General features: G+C 41.0%; 12 protein-coding genes and 2 pseudogenes. 9 read left to right on the top strand and 5 right to left on the bottom strand.

The genetic code is table 11. The features are described from left to right. Window positions 1-13 precede the first annotated feature (13 nt). The 4 genes from DEM91_RS08305 to DEM91_RS08290 all read left to right on the top strand — a co-directional run bounded on the left by DEM91_RS08305 (window position 14) and on the right by DEM91_RS08290 (window position 6,032). Window positions 14-4,195 carry a cobaltochelatase subunit CobN gene (locus tag DEM91_RS08305; protein WP_249858590.1) on the top strand — a complete coding sequence of 1,394 codons (4,182 nt, stop codon included), beginning with the start codon at window positions 14-16 and terminating at the stop codon, window positions 4,193-4,195. A gap of 252 nt (window positions 4,196-4,447) precedes the next feature. Continuing rightward, window positions 4,448-5,035 (top strand): hypothetical protein, encoded by a 588-nt coding sequence (locus tag DEM91_RS08300; protein ID WP_249858589.1) that lies wholly within the window; start codon window positions 4,448-4,450, stop codon window positions 5,033-5,035. A 59-nt stretch (window positions 5,036-5,094) separates the two neighbouring features. Then, window positions 5,095-5,697: a MotA/TolQ/ExbB proton channel family protein gene (locus DEM91_RS08295; RefSeq protein WP_249858588.1), complete on the top strand. Its 603-nt coding sequence runs from the start codon at window positions 5,095-5,097 to the stop codon at window positions 5,695-5,697. Next, window positions 5,694-6,032: a DUF2149 domain-containing protein gene (locus tag DEM91_RS08290; RefSeq protein WP_025072679.1), complete on the top strand. Its 339-nt coding sequence runs from the start codon at window positions 5,694-5,696 to the stop codon at window positions 6,030-6,032. Before DEM91_RS08295 ends, DEM91_RS08290 begins: the two co-directional genes overlap by 4 nt. Here the strand turns inward: DEM91_RS08290 and DEM91_RS08285 are convergent. Next, window positions 5,990-8,800 carry a hypothetical protein gene (locus DEM91_RS08285; protein WP_156433371.1) on the bottom strand — a complete coding sequence of 937 codons (2,811 nt, stop codon included), beginning with the start codon at window positions 8,798-8,800 and terminating at the stop codon, window positions 5,990-5,992. The two genes, DEM91_RS08290 and DEM91_RS08285, sit on opposite strands and share 43 nt — an antisense overlap. A 390-nt stretch (window positions 8,801-9,190) precedes the next feature. On the opposite strand from DEM91_RS08285, the pseudogene DEM91_RS12615 reads away from it, so the two are divergent. The 5 genes and pseudogenes from DEM91_RS12615 to DEM91_RS08265 form a co-directional block, all read left to right on the top strand. After that, window positions 9,191-9,448: pseudogene (locus DEM91_RS12615) on the top strand (helicase); the annotation flags it as partial. Window positions 9,449-9,799: 351 nt separating this feature from the next. Continuing rightward, on the top strand, window positions 9,800-12,844 hold the full coding sequence (locus DEM91_RS08280) for an esterase/lipase family protein (RefSeq protein ID WP_249858587.1): 3,045 nt from the start codon (window positions 9,800-9,802) through the stop codon (window positions 12,842-12,844). Between the two features lie 9 nt (window positions 12,845-12,853). Further along, window positions 12,854-13,483 (top strand): hypothetical protein, encoded by a 630-nt coding sequence (locus tag DEM91_RS08275; protein WP_004348469.1) that lies wholly within the window; start codon window positions 12,854-12,856, stop codon window positions 13,481-13,483. Next, entirely contained in the window at window positions 13,480-13,788 is a 309-nt protein-coding gene (locus tag DEM91_RS08270) for a hypothetical protein (protein ID WP_249858586.1), read from the top strand. Before DEM91_RS08275 ends, DEM91_RS08270 begins: the two co-directional genes overlap by 4 nt. 10 nt (window positions 13,789-13,798) lie before the next feature. Next, window positions 13,799-14,884: a M12 family metallopeptidase gene (locus DEM91_RS08265; RefSeq protein ID WP_249858585.1), complete on the top strand. Its 1,086-nt coding sequence runs from the start codon at window positions 13,799-13,801 to the stop codon at window positions 14,882-14,884. A 183-nt stretch (window positions 14,885-15,067) separates the two neighbouring features. On the opposite strand, the gene ltrA is transcribed toward DEM91_RS08265, so the two are convergent. From ltrA to DEM91_RS08245, 4 genes and pseudogenes are all read right to left on the bottom strand, one after another. Then, window positions 15,068-16,474 (bottom strand): group II intron reverse transcriptase/maturase, encoded by a 1,407-nt coding sequence (gene ltrA, locus DEM91_RS08260; protein ID WP_249858584.1) that lies wholly within the window; start codon window positions 16,472-16,474, stop codon window positions 15,068-15,070. Window positions 16,475-17,312: 838 nt separating this feature from the next. After that, window positions 17,313-17,693, bottom strand: coding sequence for a hypothetical protein (locus DEM91_RS08255; RefSeq protein WP_249858583.1), 381 nt, complete (start codon window positions 17,691-17,693; stop codon window positions 17,313-17,315). Window positions 17,694-18,048: 355 nt separating this feature from the next. Continuing rightward, window positions 18,049-18,360: a helix-turn-helix domain-containing protein gene (locus DEM91_RS08250; RefSeq protein ID WP_249858582.1), complete on the bottom strand. Its 312-nt coding sequence runs from the start codon at window positions 18,358-18,360 to the stop codon at window positions 18,049-18,051. 20 nt (window positions 18,361-18,380) lie between these two features. After that, a pseudogene (locus DEM91_RS08245) lies at window positions 18,381-18,473 on the bottom strand (helix-turn-helix domain-containing protein); the annotation flags it as partial.

Below are 18,473 nucleotides of genomic sequence, written 5' to 3'. Positions count from 1 at the left end.
ATATTAGAACATAATGAAAAAGAAAATTATCATTGCCGCTATTACAATAATAGTCATCATTTTGGCAACATGGGGTTGGAATCATTGGTTCTCACGTACCCGTATTGCATTTGTAAATTATCAAGCCATTGAACTTGCTCAAATTAGTCGCGCCAACGACAATGGAATGATTAAGATAGAAAATTTAAGTGCAGAAAATCTTGACGAGCTCAACAAGTACGACATGGTGTTTGTGCAAGCCATGGGGCTGAAACTTACTGGTGAACAGCGCAAGCTCATCACGATGGCTGCCCAAAAGGGGGCTCCCATACTAAGTACGATGATTACAACTCCCGAAAACGATTTTACGACCATTGACCAAGTTAGTGCTGACACCTTGCGGCTGTACCTGGGAAACGGTGGACGACAAAACTATCGTAATCTCGCCTTGTATGTACGCAAATACATTGATGCTAAAATCTTCAGGGCTCCAACGCCACAACCTGTGGTAGAACATATACTTGGGCTGTTGCATCATCGTCCGAAAACAGAGGATAAGGCTGCCGATGATTTGCAGTTTAACTCTGTAAAAGAATACAATGCTTATTTAAAAAAACAAGGGTTGTGGCACGAAGGCGCACCGGCAATAGTGGTCATGGGTCCGATGGGCGAACCTACCTCGTTGATTGCACGATTGGAACAAACAGGAAATAATGTTTATCCTGTTAACGACATTCGAAAATTTATAGAAGAGGGACATGCTGACAGCATTCCTCTGCGTGCAGTTATCAATATGGCACATGGACGAGTTGGTGATAACTTGGTAGCTTTCTTGCAGCAAAAGAACATTCCCTTGTTCGCTCCGCTCAACGTAAACCAACCAGAGAAGGATTGGCGTAATGACAAACAGGGAATGATGGGGGGATTTTTATCGCAAAGCGTAACTATGCCAGAGATAGATGGAGCTATCCGTCCGTTTGCTCTTTTCGCTCATTATAAGGGAAAAGACGGTCTTGATTATGTGGATGCGATACCCGACAGATTGAACACTTTTGTGAAAACGGTAAACCATTATATTCGCTTGAAAAATATACCAAACAGCAAAAAACGTGTTGCCATTTATTATTACAAGGGGCCTGGCCAAAATGCCTTAACAGCAAGTGGTATGGACGTTTGCTCTTCATTGTTCAATTTGCTCACCACCATGAAGCAACAGGGGTATAACGTGCAAGGCCTTCCGTCATCTGCAGAGGGACTTGAAAAACTCATTCAACAACAAGGAGCGGTTTTGGGTACATATGCCAAAGGCACCATCGCTCATTTCATTCATACAGGGCATCCTGCACTGGTAAATAAAGAGGAATATGATAAATGGGTAAAGGCGTCTATTGTTGGTGAGAAATATAAGGAAGTAGTAAAGAAGAATGGAGAATTTCCCGGTAATTACTTAGCGACAGACAAAGGTGAATTGGCTATACCACGAATACAATTGGGCAATATTGTTCTCATGCCTCAACTTGCTGTTAGCACGGAGGGTAATTCCTTCAAGATTGTACACGGAACAGATGCGGCTCCCTCTCATGCTTTCATCGCGTCTTATTTGTGGATGCAACATGCTTTTAAGGCTGATGTGTTAGTGCATTTTGGTACACATGGCAGCATGGAGTTTACGCCAAAAAAGCAAATTGCCTTGAGCAATGAGGACTGGTCCGATAGATTAGTGGGATCAATTCCTCATATATATATATACACAGTAGGCAATGTTGGCGAGGGAGTCATCGCCAAACGCCGTTCGTATGCTTGCTTGCAAACCTATCTTACACAGCCTTATATGAAGAATGACGTACGCACTATGTACAAGGCATTATTGGATAAAATGGATGTGTATCATACTAAAGTGGCTAAAAAACTTCCTGGTATAACGGAAACAGCCTTGCAAGTGAAGGCGATGGTTGTGAAAATGGGCATTCACCGCGACTTGCAATTAGATGCGAACCTTAAGCGGCCGTACAATGAACAGCAGATGCAACAGATAGACAACTTTATTGAAGAATTGGCAACCGAAAAGATTGGTGGGCATTTGTACACGTTGGGAGTACCTTATGATACCCAAGGCTTGCACTCTACGGTTATGGCTATGTGTGCCGATCCTATTGCATATGCGCAATTCGCAGTAGACAAGCAAAAGGGGAGAGCGTCTGATGTCATGATGAAACAACGTTCTTTTTTCGTACAACGTTATCTTTACCCTGCTCAGAAGTTAGTAGATAAACTTCTTGCAAACCCTTCTCTTGGCAATCCAAAAATGGTGTGCCAAGTATTAGGTATCTCTCCTGCCGAATTGCAAAAAGCACATCATCTTTGCGAGGCACTTAATGCGCCATCCAGTATGATGGCTATGATGCAAGGCATGAGTAAAAAGTCACCGATGGCTAAAGGCATGAAAAAGAACATGAATTCCATGAAAGGAAATATGCCAAAAGGAATGGGAATGGGTGGCATGAGAATGCAAAAGCCTTCGTTCTCATCTCATGAAAAGGATTTCGCGTTTGCTGTCATAGAAGCCGAACGAACAATTATGAACGTGTCGAAATACCGCAAATTGCTGATACAAAGCCCCACAATGGAATTGAGAAGCATTCTTAACGCAATGAATGGTGGGTATACATCACCCTCACCGGGTGGCGATCCTGTGACGAATCCCAACACATTGCCAACAGGGCGTAACATGTATAGCATTAATGCCGAAACAACTCCCAGCGAAGCTGCATGGGAACAGGGTAAACAACTGGCAGAAAACACCATTGCCCTGTATCGGCAACATCACCATGACAGCATTCCAAGAAAAGTGAGCTTTACGCTTTGGAGTAGTGAGTTTATTGAAACACAAGGCGCATCTATTGCCCAGATTTTATACCTTTTGGGGGTAGAACCCGTTCGTGACTTCTTTGGACGCATATCAGACATCAAGCTTATTCCGTCAAAAGAGTTAGAACGTCCACGCATAGATGTAGTTGTACAGACCTCTGGACAGTTGCGAGACTTAGCCGCATCACGTTTATTCTTAATCAACAGGGCTGTCGAAATGGCCGCCGCTGCTCATGATGATAAGTATGAAAACATGGTAAGCGAGGGAGTAAAGGAGACCGAGCGAGTGCTGACAGAGAAAGGTGTTTCACCAAAAGAAGCACGAAGCATGGCTGCACGACGAGTGTTTGGCGGAGTAAATGGCAGTTATGGCACCAACATACAGTCGATGGTAATGAGTAGCGACCAATGGGAAAACCGTTCAGAGATTGCGGATACCTATCTTAACAATATGGGAGCTTTCTATGGTGATGACAAAGAGTGGGAGGATTTTAAACAATATGCCTTCGAAGCTGCTCTTACTCGTACAGATGTCATAGTTCAACCGCGACAAAGTAACTTATGGGGAGCATTAAGTTTAGACCATGTTTATGAGTTTATGGGCGGGCTCAACATAGCCGTCACCAAGGCAACAGGCAAAGAACCGGATGCTTACATTAGTGATATGCGCAACCATTACAATATGCGTATGCAAGATTTGAAAGAAGCGGTGGGCATAGAGAGCCGGACTACCATCTTCAATCCTGCTTACATCAAAGAGCATATCAAGAGCGGAAAAGAGGGTGCTGATGAGTTTGCCAAAACCATACAAAACACTTTTGGTTGGAACGTGATGCGTACCAACGTGATTGACCAACAGTTTTGGAATAAAATTTATCAAGTTTACATCAAAGACGAATATAAAGTAGGAATACAGAAGTATTTTGAACAAAAAAATCCTGCAGCTCTTGAAGAGATAACGGCCGTGATGCTGGAAGGCGCGCGCAAAGGAATGTGGAAACCTACGCGCGGACAAATAAAGACCTTGGCTTCGCGGCACATGGACTTAGTGAACCGCTTTAAACCTTCATGTTCAGGATTTGTGTGTAACAATAATAAACTCCGTCAGTTTATCGCGAAGGAGGGAGCGGACAATGCCGTTCAACAGCAACAATATCTCCGAAACATTAATCAAATAAGAGAGAAGGCTACTGATGGCAAACAGGGTATGACCATGAAGAAGGAAACTCTGTCTGACAACCAGAATACTACCTCTGACTCCGTAAATGGTACGGTTATTATCATTGTCGTACTTATTGCTATAATTGCTGTTGTACTCATTGTGCGCCGCAATCGTAAAATGCGATAAAAATGAAGGAAGACTGTTTCTGAAAAATACCATCTTATGAGTTGATTAAATTATATAAGAATACATCTTGAATTAAAAAACATGTTCAAAATCCATCATAGATAATTTTCAGAATCAGCAAAGACCCAAAAAAAAATAAACAATGAAATTAATATAATGGTTACTGTCATAGCTATTCTTATGTTATTGGTTTGCTTCAATTTTCTATTGAAGCAAACCTTTGGAACGTGGAAAGGAATTGCAGTATACACTATGCTCATAGCAGTGTTTACGATAAGTACATGGAAAATCGCCATTAACCAATCGCGTACGCATATAGCCGAATGGTTAGCTTCTGAGCCGATTATGCAAAATATGGCTGTCATTCTCTCAGTAGACATTATTGTCCAATTGCTTTTTTGTATGGTTGCAGCGCGGGAAAAGACAAAGATGCCACAGGCTGCTACGTTTCGTCAAAAAATATATTACGCTATATTACAATGGTGGCCAGGCTTTGCAATCTTTCCTGTTGTTTTTGCCATGCTGGTTGAGTGCATCTTTGGCTTGCCCGGCCTTTCGTTCTCACTCATAGCATATGTATTGGCGGCAGTATTTGTCGTATCCATACCATTGCTCACTTTTCTGTTGCGAAGACTTTTAGGCGATAGAGACGTACGCTTAGAAATGCTTTTCCTTTCAAATTTAATCGTGGCAATGATTGCTGTCGTGGCAACGGTTCGGGTATCAACGCCACAAAATAGCAATTCGCCAGTTAATTGGTTCGCTACGGCTGGAGTGACTTTGTTGCTTGCACTGGGCGTTTTCTTAGGGGCATTGATACGTTACATTAAAATAAAATAGGACATTGATAAATACATGATTGTAAAAACATCTTGATTGAAAACTAAATAAAAACAAATATGACTTATATTTCAGATTTTCTTTTTTGGATTACCACAGGACTTTTAATTCCTGTCATCGTAATTTTATTGTTGCTCTTTATCCGAGCATTACTTTTGTTAGGGACATTCTTCGGACAGTATCTTGGCATGCGACATACGGTGCGTGTCATTGAAAAGCATTTCGACACTCTTACCGTCGATGGATTGCCCAGTCTCAAAGAGCAGCTGCCTACGCAAAGAACGTCGCCTCTTTTGGTTTACGCGCATCGCATATTAGATACGAAAGGAAGCGAGCAACACATTGAGAGGTTGCTTTCACAATTTGAAATAGATTATAATAAAGAGATAGGCGCGCCTGCCTTGTTGGCTAAATTAGGCCCACAGTTGGGACTTATGGGAACGCTTATTCCCATGGGACCTGCTCTTGTGGGATTGTCAACAGGCGACATTGCTTCTATGGCGTACAATATGCAAGTGGCTTTTGCCACAACCGTCGTAGGATTATTCTCGGCTGGCGTAGGCATGATAACAATGCAGGTTAAGCGGCGTTGGTTCATGCAGCAGCGCACGCAATTAGAGTTCTTGGCAGATTTAATCTTAGAAAACAAGGAGAGGGTATGAGAAGACGTCGCCGTTATGCATCATCTTCAAACGATGAAGATTTTAATCCCATGAGTGTGGTGGGCAATCTGTTTGACGTGTCTATGGTCTTTGCCGTGGCTCTCATGGTGGCATTGGTAACACGGTACAAGATGCCAGAGATGTTCAGCAGTCAGGATTTTACGATGGTAAAAAATCCAGGTAAGGAAAATATGGAGATTATTACCAAAAAAGGTAAAAAAATAGAGCGTTATACACCGTCCAACGATAAAAGTAATGCCGATGGTTCCAGAGGGAAAAAAATAGGAATAGCCTACGAATTAGATAATGGACAGGTGATATATGTGCCCGAATGAGAACTACTCATGGAAAGTTTTGCAGTAAAAGAATGATTACCGTTATCAGTCACCTTGAATGCGCTGTCGTCAGAAATAGCGATCCCATCTTCGCAGCTGCTTCTTTTCATCGGCTGGGATTCAACCGAACCTCCGCACTCACTGGTGATAGTTACCTTCTTGTCATATAAGCTGCGCAGAATAGTTTCAACAGAAACATCCGAAGATTTCGTCAGTATTGGACACGGCTGGTCGTTGACCAGGAGATTACTCAAAGAAGAATGGCGTTTCGTGAATATAGAACTGAAATGCCAACTGGAAAGAAGTAAACCTTTGTACTGATTGACGCTCTTGCCGTTGATACGGTAATCCAAGTACTTGCCACTGTATGTTAGGGACAGTACGTCGCCTTTGGCAACGGTAAACTGCTTTTGTTCGTCCACTTTTCCTTTAACAATGACCGTAACTGTGGAACCGTTCACAGAGAAACCGAAGTCGGGAAGCCCGCCCAGCCTGATGACTGAACTCATACCTGCATGATAGACGGATGTCATGTCGCTGACACTCCACGAGAAAGTGGATTCAGGAAACTTACCGGGGGAGTTAGCATATGACTCTCCTTTATTTTCAGACATGTTGGCTGTGAGCACGGTACCTCCTGTCTGAATGACATCAACGTGGTAGATACCGGGAAGAAGTTTTTTGATGGTAGCGTGATCAGTAGTCATCAAGCCCGATTGCACAAGGGAGTCTGTAACTAGACCTGAAACAGATTCAGCACGTACCTCATAGCGATAGGATGGATTGCCGAAGAGAACTTTCACATCAATACTGCCGTCTGCCTGTGGCTTACTATCTATGCAGCTGGCTGGCTTTGGCGTCAAACGAGCGAAGACGCCATCATGATAGCCGAAGGTAAATACATCACTGCCGTTACCGTCAGTGTCAAAGAATACGTTATGGAAGATAAACTTACCTCTCTTGGCATCCTGTTCACTGCAACGATAAACACGTACCGTCTCGGGATCCCATTCGCACTTTCCCGTGCCATCAATCAGCAAAAGGGCATTGGATGCGTTTTTAACGAACTGCTTATCTTTCAGTAAATTCGTGGCGAGCTCAATAACATTACCTGTCACACCGAATCCACTGGCGAGAACGTCTCTGATTTCCAGACGATAGGCATTGTCAATGGGACGGATGAAAGCAATTCGCTTAACTTCGTTTTCAGGAATATCCACAGTATACTTCACATCGCCTTCGGCTGATATGATGAGATGGAGCGCATTGCCTGTCTTGCGGATAATCATTCTTTCTCCTACGTTGATGGCACATAGGGCTTCTGTCTGTGGAATGCCTTTGATGATGGAATATACTTTTCCGTCTCTTATGCGATAGCCGTATACCGTGATGCTCTTCGCTTCGTCCGTGAAGCCCACATCAAAAGGACTGAAAGGGCAAAGCATGGAAATGCTTCCGTCTGTCCCGACAAGGGGCTTGCTGTATGCTACGGCTGTCATGTCCTTGTCATTTTGTAGGAGCGAGGTGAAATGTCCGTCGCGCTCAAAGTAAAACCCACTGCCACCCCATACGGCCGTCGTGTCAGCCGTTTCGTGTATATTGGTGGATGTGAGCCACTTTCGGTTCATGACATGCCAAGAGGAATATTTCTCAGGTATGCCGATGGCGGTGTTAACCCCATTGTCACGCCAAATCATATAGGACCCGTCCGGAATGGGACTGCCATGTTCCTGCCCGATAACTAATAAGCGGGATTCGGAGGAAAGGTTATAGGGCTTGGACTTGTAATAAGTATCATGGAGGGAAGAATACAGAGGTGTTTCCTCATAAGAGGTCGTTGACACGGGCTGGAAAAGCAACTCAACATCCTCACGAGCGATGCCCGTTACGCGGTGATGGTATGCAGCATTAGCTGATGCATCCCAAATGAGATTGCCACGTGGATCAAGGTAGGAACCTTTCAGCGTGACGCCGTACTTTAAACCAAGGTAACTTTCAATTCTAAGCCGCTCAGTATTGGTGAGATGGCGAGAGAATACGATAGCTTCGGGGCTGTAGCCATCAAAGATATTATTTCCAATATCGGTGGTGCTGAAAGCATTTTTGAGATTGACATCCTGACCGTTACAGGTGGAACCAACAGAATAGAAACCTCCACATTTCTCACCCCATACAGAACGCACGGCCTTGTTAGCTTTGATATAGGATACTATCCTGAGGGCACTTTCCTCAAATGTTTCCGTGGCTGTGGTGTCCACACTACCGTAAAGAAGATCTTGTCCGTATTCTTTGCCGTAATCCAACGTACTCGTGCCACTGACACCAACAGCTTTGTCCTTGGACATTAGGACACCGCTACCGGGACGACCACTCAACGTATACAGCACGGCATCCTTTTTGGCATCCGCAGGTTTGTGACAAAAGAGTCCGATAACGGTCGCCTGACCCAATGAACTGTATTTCATCAGGGAAACCTTGGGAGCATTTACTTGGGAGAGGTTAAGGGCAGGGCGGAAGTTAAACGTGCGCACATGCTGCTGGGACTGTATAAATTCCTTTCCATATCGACCGCTCTGTTTGTCCAAGATTCGTGAACGCACGGTATCCCCGGCATAGTCCCTCCAGAAGTAATTGCCAGTTAAATCCGTGTTCATGGGTACCGTCATGTGCCAGAGCTCCGCACCGTCAACGCCACCTGGCGACTGGGCTTCCACATATAGCGGGAAAGATAGCAGGAATAGACATAAGGATAGGTAATAGTTTCTCATAAGCTATTGTGTTTAGTGTCTTTATTTTAGACTTTCAAATAGATCCTCAGGTAAGTCTTCAAAAAATCTTTCTTATATTACAGGAAAATATGACGAAAATATATAAAACCAAATTGTTTACAACAAATTGTTCAGCATCTTTTTTCTCTGATTTTCATAATTTTTCCAATTTTTCCAATTTCATATAGTGAAGTTTTCTATGAATTTCTTGAAATCCGTATATCTTCTTGTGAAAAATTTATATCTTTGCAAACAAGAATAAAGAGTTCTTTGAGGCATTGCAAAAGAAAGAAGGAGAAAGAAACTCGCTCGTTTCCAAGTCGTTCACCTTTTATTATTCTTATTTATGCTTTCCTTTTGTAATCAGCCGATTACATTCGCTTCTATTACTTTTATGCGGAGATTTGCGATTTCCGCACGGCCAAGGACATCGGTATCGACCGTCCCGAGAAAAACGAGATACTGCACAACATACCGCCCACGCCAGAGCAGGAAGAATTTATCGGCAAACTGATGGAGTTCGCCAAGACGGGCAATGCTAGACTCTTGGGACGTGCACCACTGAGTGAGAGTGAGGAAAAGGCAAAGATGCTCATTGCAACTGACTATGCCCGCAAAAGATTCAATAAATTTGTATCTTTCAGATAACCAATAAAATAAGAATGAATAAAGGGTAAAAGGGTTACGACTTGGAAACGAGCGAGTTTCTTTCCCTTTCTTTATTCTGCAATGTTTCAAAGAACCTTGTATTACAGCTTCAAAGGTAATAAATATGACAGTGCCATCCAATGAAAATCAGACATTTATTTTTGTTGGTTTCTTACATTTCATACCATATCAACTTTCTCTTCACTTGTTCTTCCTGTCATTTCCATATGTAACTATTCAGCAATAGCCATACGAATCGTTAAATATTAATAAATATACAACAAAAAGTTTGCAGGTTCAATTTGAAATACTAAGTTTGTACATACTAGAAACCACAAAGTTAACTTTTATATGAAACACGTAAACAAGCATTTGTCATTGAATGATGAGCGAAAGCTTATCAGGGTTCGTTTTTGTGCATTCATTTACCTAATTCTCTTAAACATTCCTATCTTGTGGGCTCAAAGTCTTGTAAATAAAGGCAATCCCTCTGACCTTAGAGTGCAATTGGATCAGATGTTTGGTAAGCTCGATAGGAAGATTGTACCGACGGGTTTTTTATTGGACTATGCAGAAGAGTATGAAAGTTTGTCAAAATTCAGTCCCACTAATGGTAAGGACGTTGAACAAGAGTGCGATTTGAAAACTTATGTGGGGTTGGTAGAAACATTGAGGTCGGCATACTTATATGGAAATCCCTTTGAAACGTATGATAAAATATACAAAAATAGAATCAAATCTTCTCAAGATGGGCGGATTAACATCTGTGCATTGTCTTATGATTATGCCCAAATAAAAGCTAATGCTTTAAAGGATGGGAGTATAACTTATACAAATGGAATTGTAAAATGTAATAATCCCAAAGCTTTTCAGGTAAAGAATGTAACCGCAGGAAGTATTCTACAAAATGTATGCAACACAAATAATATAACCTTTTACTATCACAAAGATTTGGCTCTTACAAATACAGGCATTAGAAGAGTTGAAGTAGATTATGGTAAAGGTTTTATTGATGTGTATAATTCTAGTGCTAATGCCAAATTACAAAATGGACGTCATAAAATAAGAATCAAAATTATCGCTTCCGATGGAAACGCAAGTATAAGTACAACCTGGTTGGATGTAATTGTTGACAATAATCTGAACAAAACTAGAGCTTCACTATACACGCAACCAATGCAACTTTCTATAATGGGCGATGCTTATAGAGGAATTTCAACAAAGGCAGACGTAACTATAATTCCATCTAAAAGATGGAATGGAAAAATATCTAAGCCTTTTATTTTTGTCGAGGGATTTGACCCGCGGTTAAGGAATAATACGGTAAATCGTCTTTCATACGTTTCTGCATACTATAAAGATTGGAATGATTTCGTTAAGAATAACGATTACGACTTTATTTATGTAGATTGGAATACCCCAGAACAATATATCCAAGCAAATGCCTATACTTTAATCAAGGTAATTGAGACAATAAATAATATGTCTGATGAGAATAGTAGTCCTACTCTTTTAGTAGGTCATAGTATGGGTGGATTAGTAGCCAGATATGCACTTAAAACCATGGAGAATAAAAGTGAGAAACACAATGTTGGAACATATGTAAGCTATGATTCTCCACATTTAGGTGCAAATGTCCCAATGGGACTTTTACATGGTTTTTATGGTATAAGGAAATTTTTACATGACAAAAAACTTATTGACAAACTCATAAACAAGTTTGTAGATGTTTCCGATATGTTGAGTTTAGGAGAAAAAATGGCTTTTTCTACAGCAGCTCAACAGATGCTCTGTAATAGTATAGATGCTGCAGGACATCTAAACAACTCCTTGCACATTCAATGGCAGGAGGAATTAGATAAGCTTGGGTTCCCAAATGGAGACAGAGGGAAACAATTCCAAATGCTTGGTATTTCAAATAGTGATTATAACACAGCCTATGTGCCCAAAAGCTATATTAGCGCAAATGGCGATGTAGGATCTTTTTCATGGGTTGATGCATTTACACCTATTACAGGGATTGCATTAGGCGTTAGTTTTGAAGATATAATCTTAGGATTAATAACAGCACTTCCTGGCAGAACATCAGCCGATTTAACTTTTGAATGTCTACCTGGAACATCTGTGGGTCAAAGGGTTAATAATATAAAAATATCTTTTGAAAAAGATTTCCTGTGGACTATACCTATTACGAAAAGTGTATTCAAATACGAAGGATACTATAATAGTAATTTTTTGTATGATACATATCCTTCTTCTGTTGTAAACTACCTCTCTACTAGTAAGGGTGACATTGTTGGTGGCTTTGTGCCTTATATAGGCTATGCTTATGCTGCTTATGGTGTATCTGGAAAAATTCCATTCATTCCTGCATCTAGTGCATTGGCTCATAGAAATCCGACTTCTACTCAGTCTTTTATGAAAATGCCCAGTCCTTCAGAAAGTGCTTTTGGTGGCAATGTGTTCATGGAGTCAAATGAAGCATTCAAACAGCATATGGTTTTCTCAAAAGAAGCTCAAAATTGGATATTGTCACAGATTACGCAAGTCATTGATGGTCCCTCATTCGGTTATAGTGGTGCCAAATACACGCTAAAAGGCATATCTGATGGTGTTTCATGGTCTGTTACAGACCCCTCTATAGGAACCATTGATCAGAATGGTGTCTTGACTGTATTGAAGAATGGCGTTTTTTATATTTCATGTAGATATAATGGCATCACTTATAGTAAAGCTGTCTATGTTGGAATGCCAAATTATATTCTCTCTTCAAGTCACGAACCAAATGGCTTTTTGGTAGAAGCAAAATCATTTGGTGAATTATACAAGAATGATATTGATAAAATAAACGAGATATTAACATTTAGATGGGGCGTAAAGTTTCCTAATCAAAATATATATTGGATAGACACCAACAGTCCTTCGGTGTTTGTACCATTAGATGGTAAGAATGCCGTAGTCTACCTTAAAGTCGTTGACCTTAACGGTAATGAGTCTCCTATTCAAAATATCAAGTGTGAAGCTAAGAATGTGTTTTATGCTTCTAATAATAGATTGTTAATGGATAAAGCACAAAAACTGTATAAAGATGATGGGACACCATATTCTTATAAATATGGAAAAATCTACTTAACTCGAGATGCTTCGTTACCAGATCAATATCAAAGTGCCATATGGACTTCTACAAAAGCAACTGTTTACAGTCCCTTTAGTAGTACTTATACAATACCAGTTTCCCGTGGAGAAATGTCTATTAAAGACATTCTGCCACAAGAGGAAATGAATTTTATAACAAGTAATACTCCAATAGGGAAAAGTTGTCTTTATACAATAGCGTTGCTAAATCCCGAAGACAAGTTTATACAATTTATCCCAGTAACAGTTTCATTAAAATAAGCATTGAATATGTCTACGATTAAAATTATATTCGCAGTCTTGTCATTAAGCATTTTTGCAAGTTGTAAACAAGACAAAGATGGGGCATTGACTGTCTATTGTCAAGCTAATATCAATGGTGACAACTATAGAGATTATTTTTCCTTGCAGGACGCATTTCTACCTGTCCAACCCACACTCACTCTTATGCCGAATTCTAACAGGTTGGGAGTGGTCAATGATAGTATCTTTGCATTTCAATTTGCTTTGAGGAATGATACCAATAAAGTTTTATTAGTAGGAGCCTTCATTATTCCCCAAAATGAAAACTTTCCTGTACTAAATAAGGAATATCTCTTAACCAAAAACGAGAAATACGATGAAGACAGAACAACCGACTATCATCTCATGCATTTCTTGGGTCAGGTCAATAATAGCGGAGAAAGAATAAATGGAATTGCTGCTTTTTTTGATTATAGTAAATATTACCTACTTACAACGTCAATTGATGGCTACGTGACCTTTGATAGATATGATAGGCAATCTAACAAGCTCGAAGGCAATATATATCTTGATTCACAAGGAAAATTGTCAATTTCATACACAGTGAAGGCTCATTTCTCAGATGTTCTAACCTCTCATAATATAACATTGCAATGAAAAAATCTATTTTCTTTTTATTGGCGGTAATGATGACAATTTCCTTCACATCTTGTTATGATGATATTTACCCTAATGTCAATGACAGAGGTGTTTCCATTGACAGTAGATTATCTCCGCTTGATAGTATTAGCATATATCGGAGTCAAATAGATAAAGGGAATATGCTGAATAATCTTGTTCATTTTGCAAATGGTCGATATTATCTTGACCTTACAAAAGATGATGCTGAGATTTTGGGTATTTCGTCTGAACTGTATAATAATGCTCTTCATAATGTAGAGCAAATGAACAACAATAAATAAATTTAAAACTATGCGTACAAACAATCGAATCAATGTTGCCATCATCATTATTATGACAGCATTGTCTGGAGTAATGATTACTTCGTGTTCAAACGAGGAAGCAACGCCCACTGTTGAATCTCAAAGTGTTGAACACGTAGCTTATGTAGCTACTCTAAGTCAAGAACAGCAAGTATTATTGGCGAGTACAGGTTCTCCCTATGGAGAGATTCCTCAGAAGGATGCTTGGTCATCCATCATTGCTCCTAGTATCTCTGCATGTTGGGGAGTGTTTGACGACCCCCGTGTCTCAGCGTCAACAAAAGCTATGGGGATATGGGGCTCTTATCCTGCGCAATATTGGACCATGCTCAGGGTAAAAATGCTAAAGCTGCCGATGAAGATAAAGGACGGTGCAATTCTTGCTATTGATGAAATAGAGGAGCAAACAAATGTGCGTTTCTATAATTCTATTGAGGATCAAGAGTTTTTTGAGCCATACCATATAAAACTACCAAACATAGCGGTTCGTATGGATGCAGGAAGAGAAGGTAGTGGAAGTTATGGTCTCGTTGGCGGTGAACAATATATCAATGTACCTACATGGCTTGAAAATGCAGATGCAAATGAGATTAAACGCTTTTTCTTGCACGCTTTCTGCAATGCTGCAGGTATGTTTAACGAACAACAGAGGCCAGATCGTGATAATTATGTCAAGATTTATCTCGAGAATGTAAAAGATAATTGTAAGTCTGCGTTCGACAAGATAAAAAGTAATTATACTACTATGGGAAACTTTGATACCTCGTCCATCACATTAGCTTCATCTAAGGACTTTTCAAAGAACGGTTCCAATACAATAACAACTAAGACTGGGCTTGATATAGCGATTAACTATACTCTGTCAACACAAGATAAGCTATTTTTGAACTCTCATTATCTTCCATATATTGCTCGCAAGGACAACTATACGGAACTAGATAAAAATGTTTATAACCAATATGGAAAGTTGTTGACAGAGGAAGAAAGATTGCAATTACAAAACCAAATTAATTCTCAGAGAGGACTGTATGGTGAACCTCCAGTAGAAGGACGTTTAACTCGAGTAGCATGGTAGATCAGTGGGAAAAGCACTTCTTGCTAATTCAAAATGTGGACTCTGTAAATAAACACAGTTTCTGTTGATATTAATGTCAGTAATCGAGTAGGAGGTAAACACTAATCATAGGTGTTTATCTCCTACTTTCGTGTTCACCGACCTCTCACACCACCGTACATGCGGTTCCGCATACGGCGGTTCCTATTTTGGGTGCCATTCGAGATACGCCCCCATTAAAGTTGCATACCCAGCTGAGCGTAGTCTATTGTTATCTATCGCCCTTGTTAAAATAGGACTATCAGCTATTCGCCAATAACCCTTGCGAGTATTACCCCATTCGTATGCTTTGTATTTATCAATACCACATCTGATGAGGTTTGCCACTTTTGTCTTGGTTTTCTTCCAAGCTTTCCATATACACATGCGTATTCTACGTCTTAACCATTCGTCTGTTTCAAGCATGAGACGTTTCATATTGGCAAGGTGATAATAACCGACCCAACCTCTTATGTATTCTTTCAGCTTTTGCTTCCTCTTGGCGTATCCCCATCCATTGCTGCGACTCGTCAATTCTTTTAGCTTTGACTTCATCTTGGCTTTGGACTTGGGATGTACCGTGAGTTGGCATTTGCCGTTCATTACATAAAAGGAATAGCCAAGGTATTTCACCCCGCGCACATACGACACTACGGTCTTTTCCTTGTTGACTTTGAGATATAGAACATTCTCTATAAATCGGGTTACAGACTCCTTTACTCGCATTGCAGCTCTTTTGGACTTGCAGAATATCATCGAGTCGTCGGCATAGCGCACAAAGGGGAGTCCTCTGCGTTCGAGCTCTTTGTCCAGTTCATTGAGCATAATATTACTCAACAATGGGCTTAGCGGTCCTCCTTGGGGAGTTCCTTCCTCGCTCGCTTCAAACAAGCCTTTGTTCATCACACCACTTCGGAGATACTTGTGTATAAGACTGACCACTCTACCGTCTTTTATCGTACGGCTGAGAATTTCTATGAGTTTGCTATGGCTAACAGTGTCGAAGAAGCGTTCAATGTAAAGGTCAACTACATAAATGTAGCCTTCATTGATTATCTTTTGCGCTCCACGAAGTGCGTCATGGCAGCCTCTTCTCGGACGGAAGCCGTAGCTTGTCTTACAGAATTGGTTCTCATAAATAGGAGTCAGTACTTGGTTAATGGCTTGTTGCACCAAGCGGTCTACCACTGTAGGTATGCCCAAAAGGCGCATCTTGCCGTTGTCTTTGGGTATTTCTACCCTCTTGACTGGGTTCGGACAGTAAGAGCCGTCCAGCAAGGAACTCATGAGTTCATCCTTATTGGTCAAGAGCCATGGGAGCAGCTGCTCACACGACATCTTATCGATACCACCACATCCCTTGTTTCTCATCACTGCCTTGTAGGCTCGATTAAGATTTGCAGGGCTAAGGATTTGCTCGAGGAGGTGTTCCTTGTCAAATGGTACTTCCACGATGTTGTCTTCACACATCCACATGAAGGTCTGCACTCCCCCATACCATTCGGTTTGCGACCTATCTCTTTGGGGACAGCCATTAACTTGGGATAATGTTTTCTGCATTCTTGCCTTCATAAGGTATGTTTCAGTTACTATCATTTAATATATAGGTTCAGCCCTTCATGGAGCGTTATCGAGTACTCCACTACTATGGCGTCTGCTGACTTCTCACGGCAAGCTTTACTCCGCTTCTTTCGTAAAAACAACTATTTGAAACGTCCGTGAGACCTCCTCGGATAAGAACATTATCTTTCCATCTTATACCTACTTCATTTACACCAACCATTCCGAATAGCTATAGGACTTTGATTTGTTATGCAATCTTATCCATGGTTATATGCCTTATATGAAGTTTCTGTTCGTTAGGTCAGATGTTTGCCGCCAGCTTCCTTCAGATTTCATCTCACGATGAACACCCTTGCTTTTGGCTATGTAATTCCCGCTATTAGGGCTTACTCGGGACTTCCACCCGTTAGATAATGCTCATGCCGAGCGTACATACGAAACAACACCCATAGACGGAAATCAACCGCCTATGGGTGTTATTTCTTTTAGGACGTTCACTATATAATACGAATAAAGTTTGGAATTCAATTATTGTTTCTCCTGTGTCAACGGTATGCTGTCGTTGCCGGGCACATACTGCCAGCCCGTGCCGGACAGTTTAGCATGCATCGCATCCGTATAGTTTCCATCCATCACCTGCATGGCTTGCCCAGTTGGTCAGGTCTTCCGATGCCATTACCGTCAAAAGTAACCATCCAATATTAGCCGTCTTTCACACCGAGACCTCTGCAAAACCTTCTCTTCCTCTCATAAATTCACTTATAACGTAAGCATCCAATATTAGCCGCCTTTTTGAAGTTGTAGCCGAGTGCTCCTCCAAGGTTTTCCGTACTTGAAATCTTCGCTATCATTTCTTGCGATAGTCTATGGCCAGACGGATAGCCTGTTCTTGCAAGGCAATGATTTGAGCCGAGAGTTTCTCCAACTTTTCAAGCAGAATCTGTGCGGTCTTGACCGAATGATAGCTGTTAATGGCACGCACGGTTTGGTTATAGAGCACACCAATTTTATGGATTTGTGCCGTCATTTCGGAGAGTTTACGGTAGTATTCCACGGCGGATTTATCCACCGTAATCACCTTGAAACTCTCCCCAAGAATGCGACCACGCACGAAATCCGACTTGGTTTCCGCACCTGATTTATGAAACAAATCAATTGCCCGTTGCTGGTCTTTGAGGTTGGGAAGACGGGTATCCCATCTGTCCCATCGTTCTATCTTTTCGTTCATTGTTTTTATCCTTATCTAAATTACGACTTTGGAGTGATTTAATCCCCTTTCGGGGCAAGGGTCTTTGTCGGCAGAAACGGAGTTTGTCGGACAAAGACACACCTTGCCAGTATAAAGAAAGAGATAGTTTGTTATGTTCCATAAAGTAACCTTTCTGGGGTGCTTTTGATAGACGAGAGTTCAAAGTTCAAAAAGTAAGTCAAGAGATAAGTTTAGACTAATTTCTTGACTTACTGACTTTATGAGCTGACATATTTTTTACTAAAGTTAATTTTGACTTAGGTCGAAACTAATTTTTTGACCAAAGTCATAACTGACCATTTGACTTAAGTCGCGACTGATTTCTTAACTTAACTCATAACTTACCTGTTTGCGGTATTGGATTATAATACCTTTCAAGCATTGTTTGTATGTCGCTCTGCTTGTAGAGTATCTTCCCTCCGATTTTGTAGAAAGGAAGCGTTCCTAAGTTTCTGTACTCTTGGAGCGTGCGTGTGCTGAGCCGTAATTGGCTGCAAACCTCCTCGCCTGTAAGGTAAACCTCTCCGCCTAACATCGGACGGGCTGTAGAACAATAACGCTCCAGTTTCTTCAAAGTACCCTCCATCAACTGTGCAAACATCTGCATTTGAGGGTCTTGCTGTGTAATGATTTCTTTCTCTTCCATAGTTCATTCTGTGTTTGATTTCATTCATTGTTTGCATTCAGTAACTCTGCGATGTCGCTCTCCTTATAATAGCATTTATGCCCAATGATGGAGAAGGGTATTTTACCCGTGTC

The organism is Prevotella sp. TCVGH, assembly GCF_023522295.1.
Taxonomy (GTDB): domain Bacteria; phylum Bacteroidota; class Bacteroidia; order Bacteroidales; family Bacteroidaceae; genus Prevotella; species Prevotella timonensis.
The sequence above is the reverse complement of the archived record's forward strand: the minus strand, read 5'-3'. Positions and strand labels throughout refer to the sequence as shown.

Bases quoted from the DNA above. Each gene is read 5' to 3' on its own strand.
- DEM91_RS08305 (WP_249858590.1), top strand. From the start codon at position 14: ATGAAAAAGAAAATTATCATTGCCGCTATTACAATAATAGTCATCATT.
- DEM91_RS08300 (WP_249858589.1), top strand. From the start codon at position 4,448: ATGCTCATAGCAGTGTTTACGATAAGTACATGGAAAATCGCCATTAAC.
- DEM91_RS08295 (WP_249858588.1), top strand. From the start codon at position 5,095: ATGACTTATATTTCAGATTTTCTTTTTTGGATTACCACAGGACTTTTA.
- DEM91_RS08290 (WP_025072679.1), top strand. From the start codon at position 5,694: ATGAGAAGACGTCGCCGTTATGCATCATCTTCAAACGATGAAGATTTT.
- DEM91_RS08285 (WP_156433371.1), bottom strand. From the start codon at position 8,800: ATGAGAAACTATTACCTATCCTTATGTCTATTCCTGCTATCTTTCCCG.
- DEM91_RS08280 (WP_249858587.1), top strand. From the start codon at position 9,800: ATGAAACACGTAAACAAGCATTTGTCATTGAATGATGAGCGAAAGCTT.
- DEM91_RS08275 (WP_004348469.1), top strand. From the start codon at position 12,854: ATGTCTACGATTAAAATTATATTCGCAGTCTTGTCATTAAGCATTTTT.
- DEM91_RS08270 (WP_249858586.1), top strand. From the start codon at position 13,480: ATGAAAAAATCTATTTTCTTTTTATTGGCGGTAATGATGACAATTTCC.
- DEM91_RS08265 (WP_249858585.1), top strand. From the start codon at position 13,799: ATGCGTACAAACAATCGAATCAATGTTGCCATCATCATTATTATGACA.
- ltrA (WP_249858584.1), bottom strand. From the start codon at position 16,474: ATGAAGGCAAGAATGCAGAAAACATTATCCCAAGTTAATGGCTGTCCC.
- DEM91_RS08255 (WP_249858583.1), bottom strand. From the start codon at position 17,693: ATGAACGAAAAGATAGAACGATGGGACAGATGGGATACCCGTCTTCCC.
- DEM91_RS08250 (WP_249858582.1), bottom strand. From the start codon at position 18,360: ATGGAAGAGAAAGAAATCATTACACAGCAAGACCCTCAAATGCAGATG.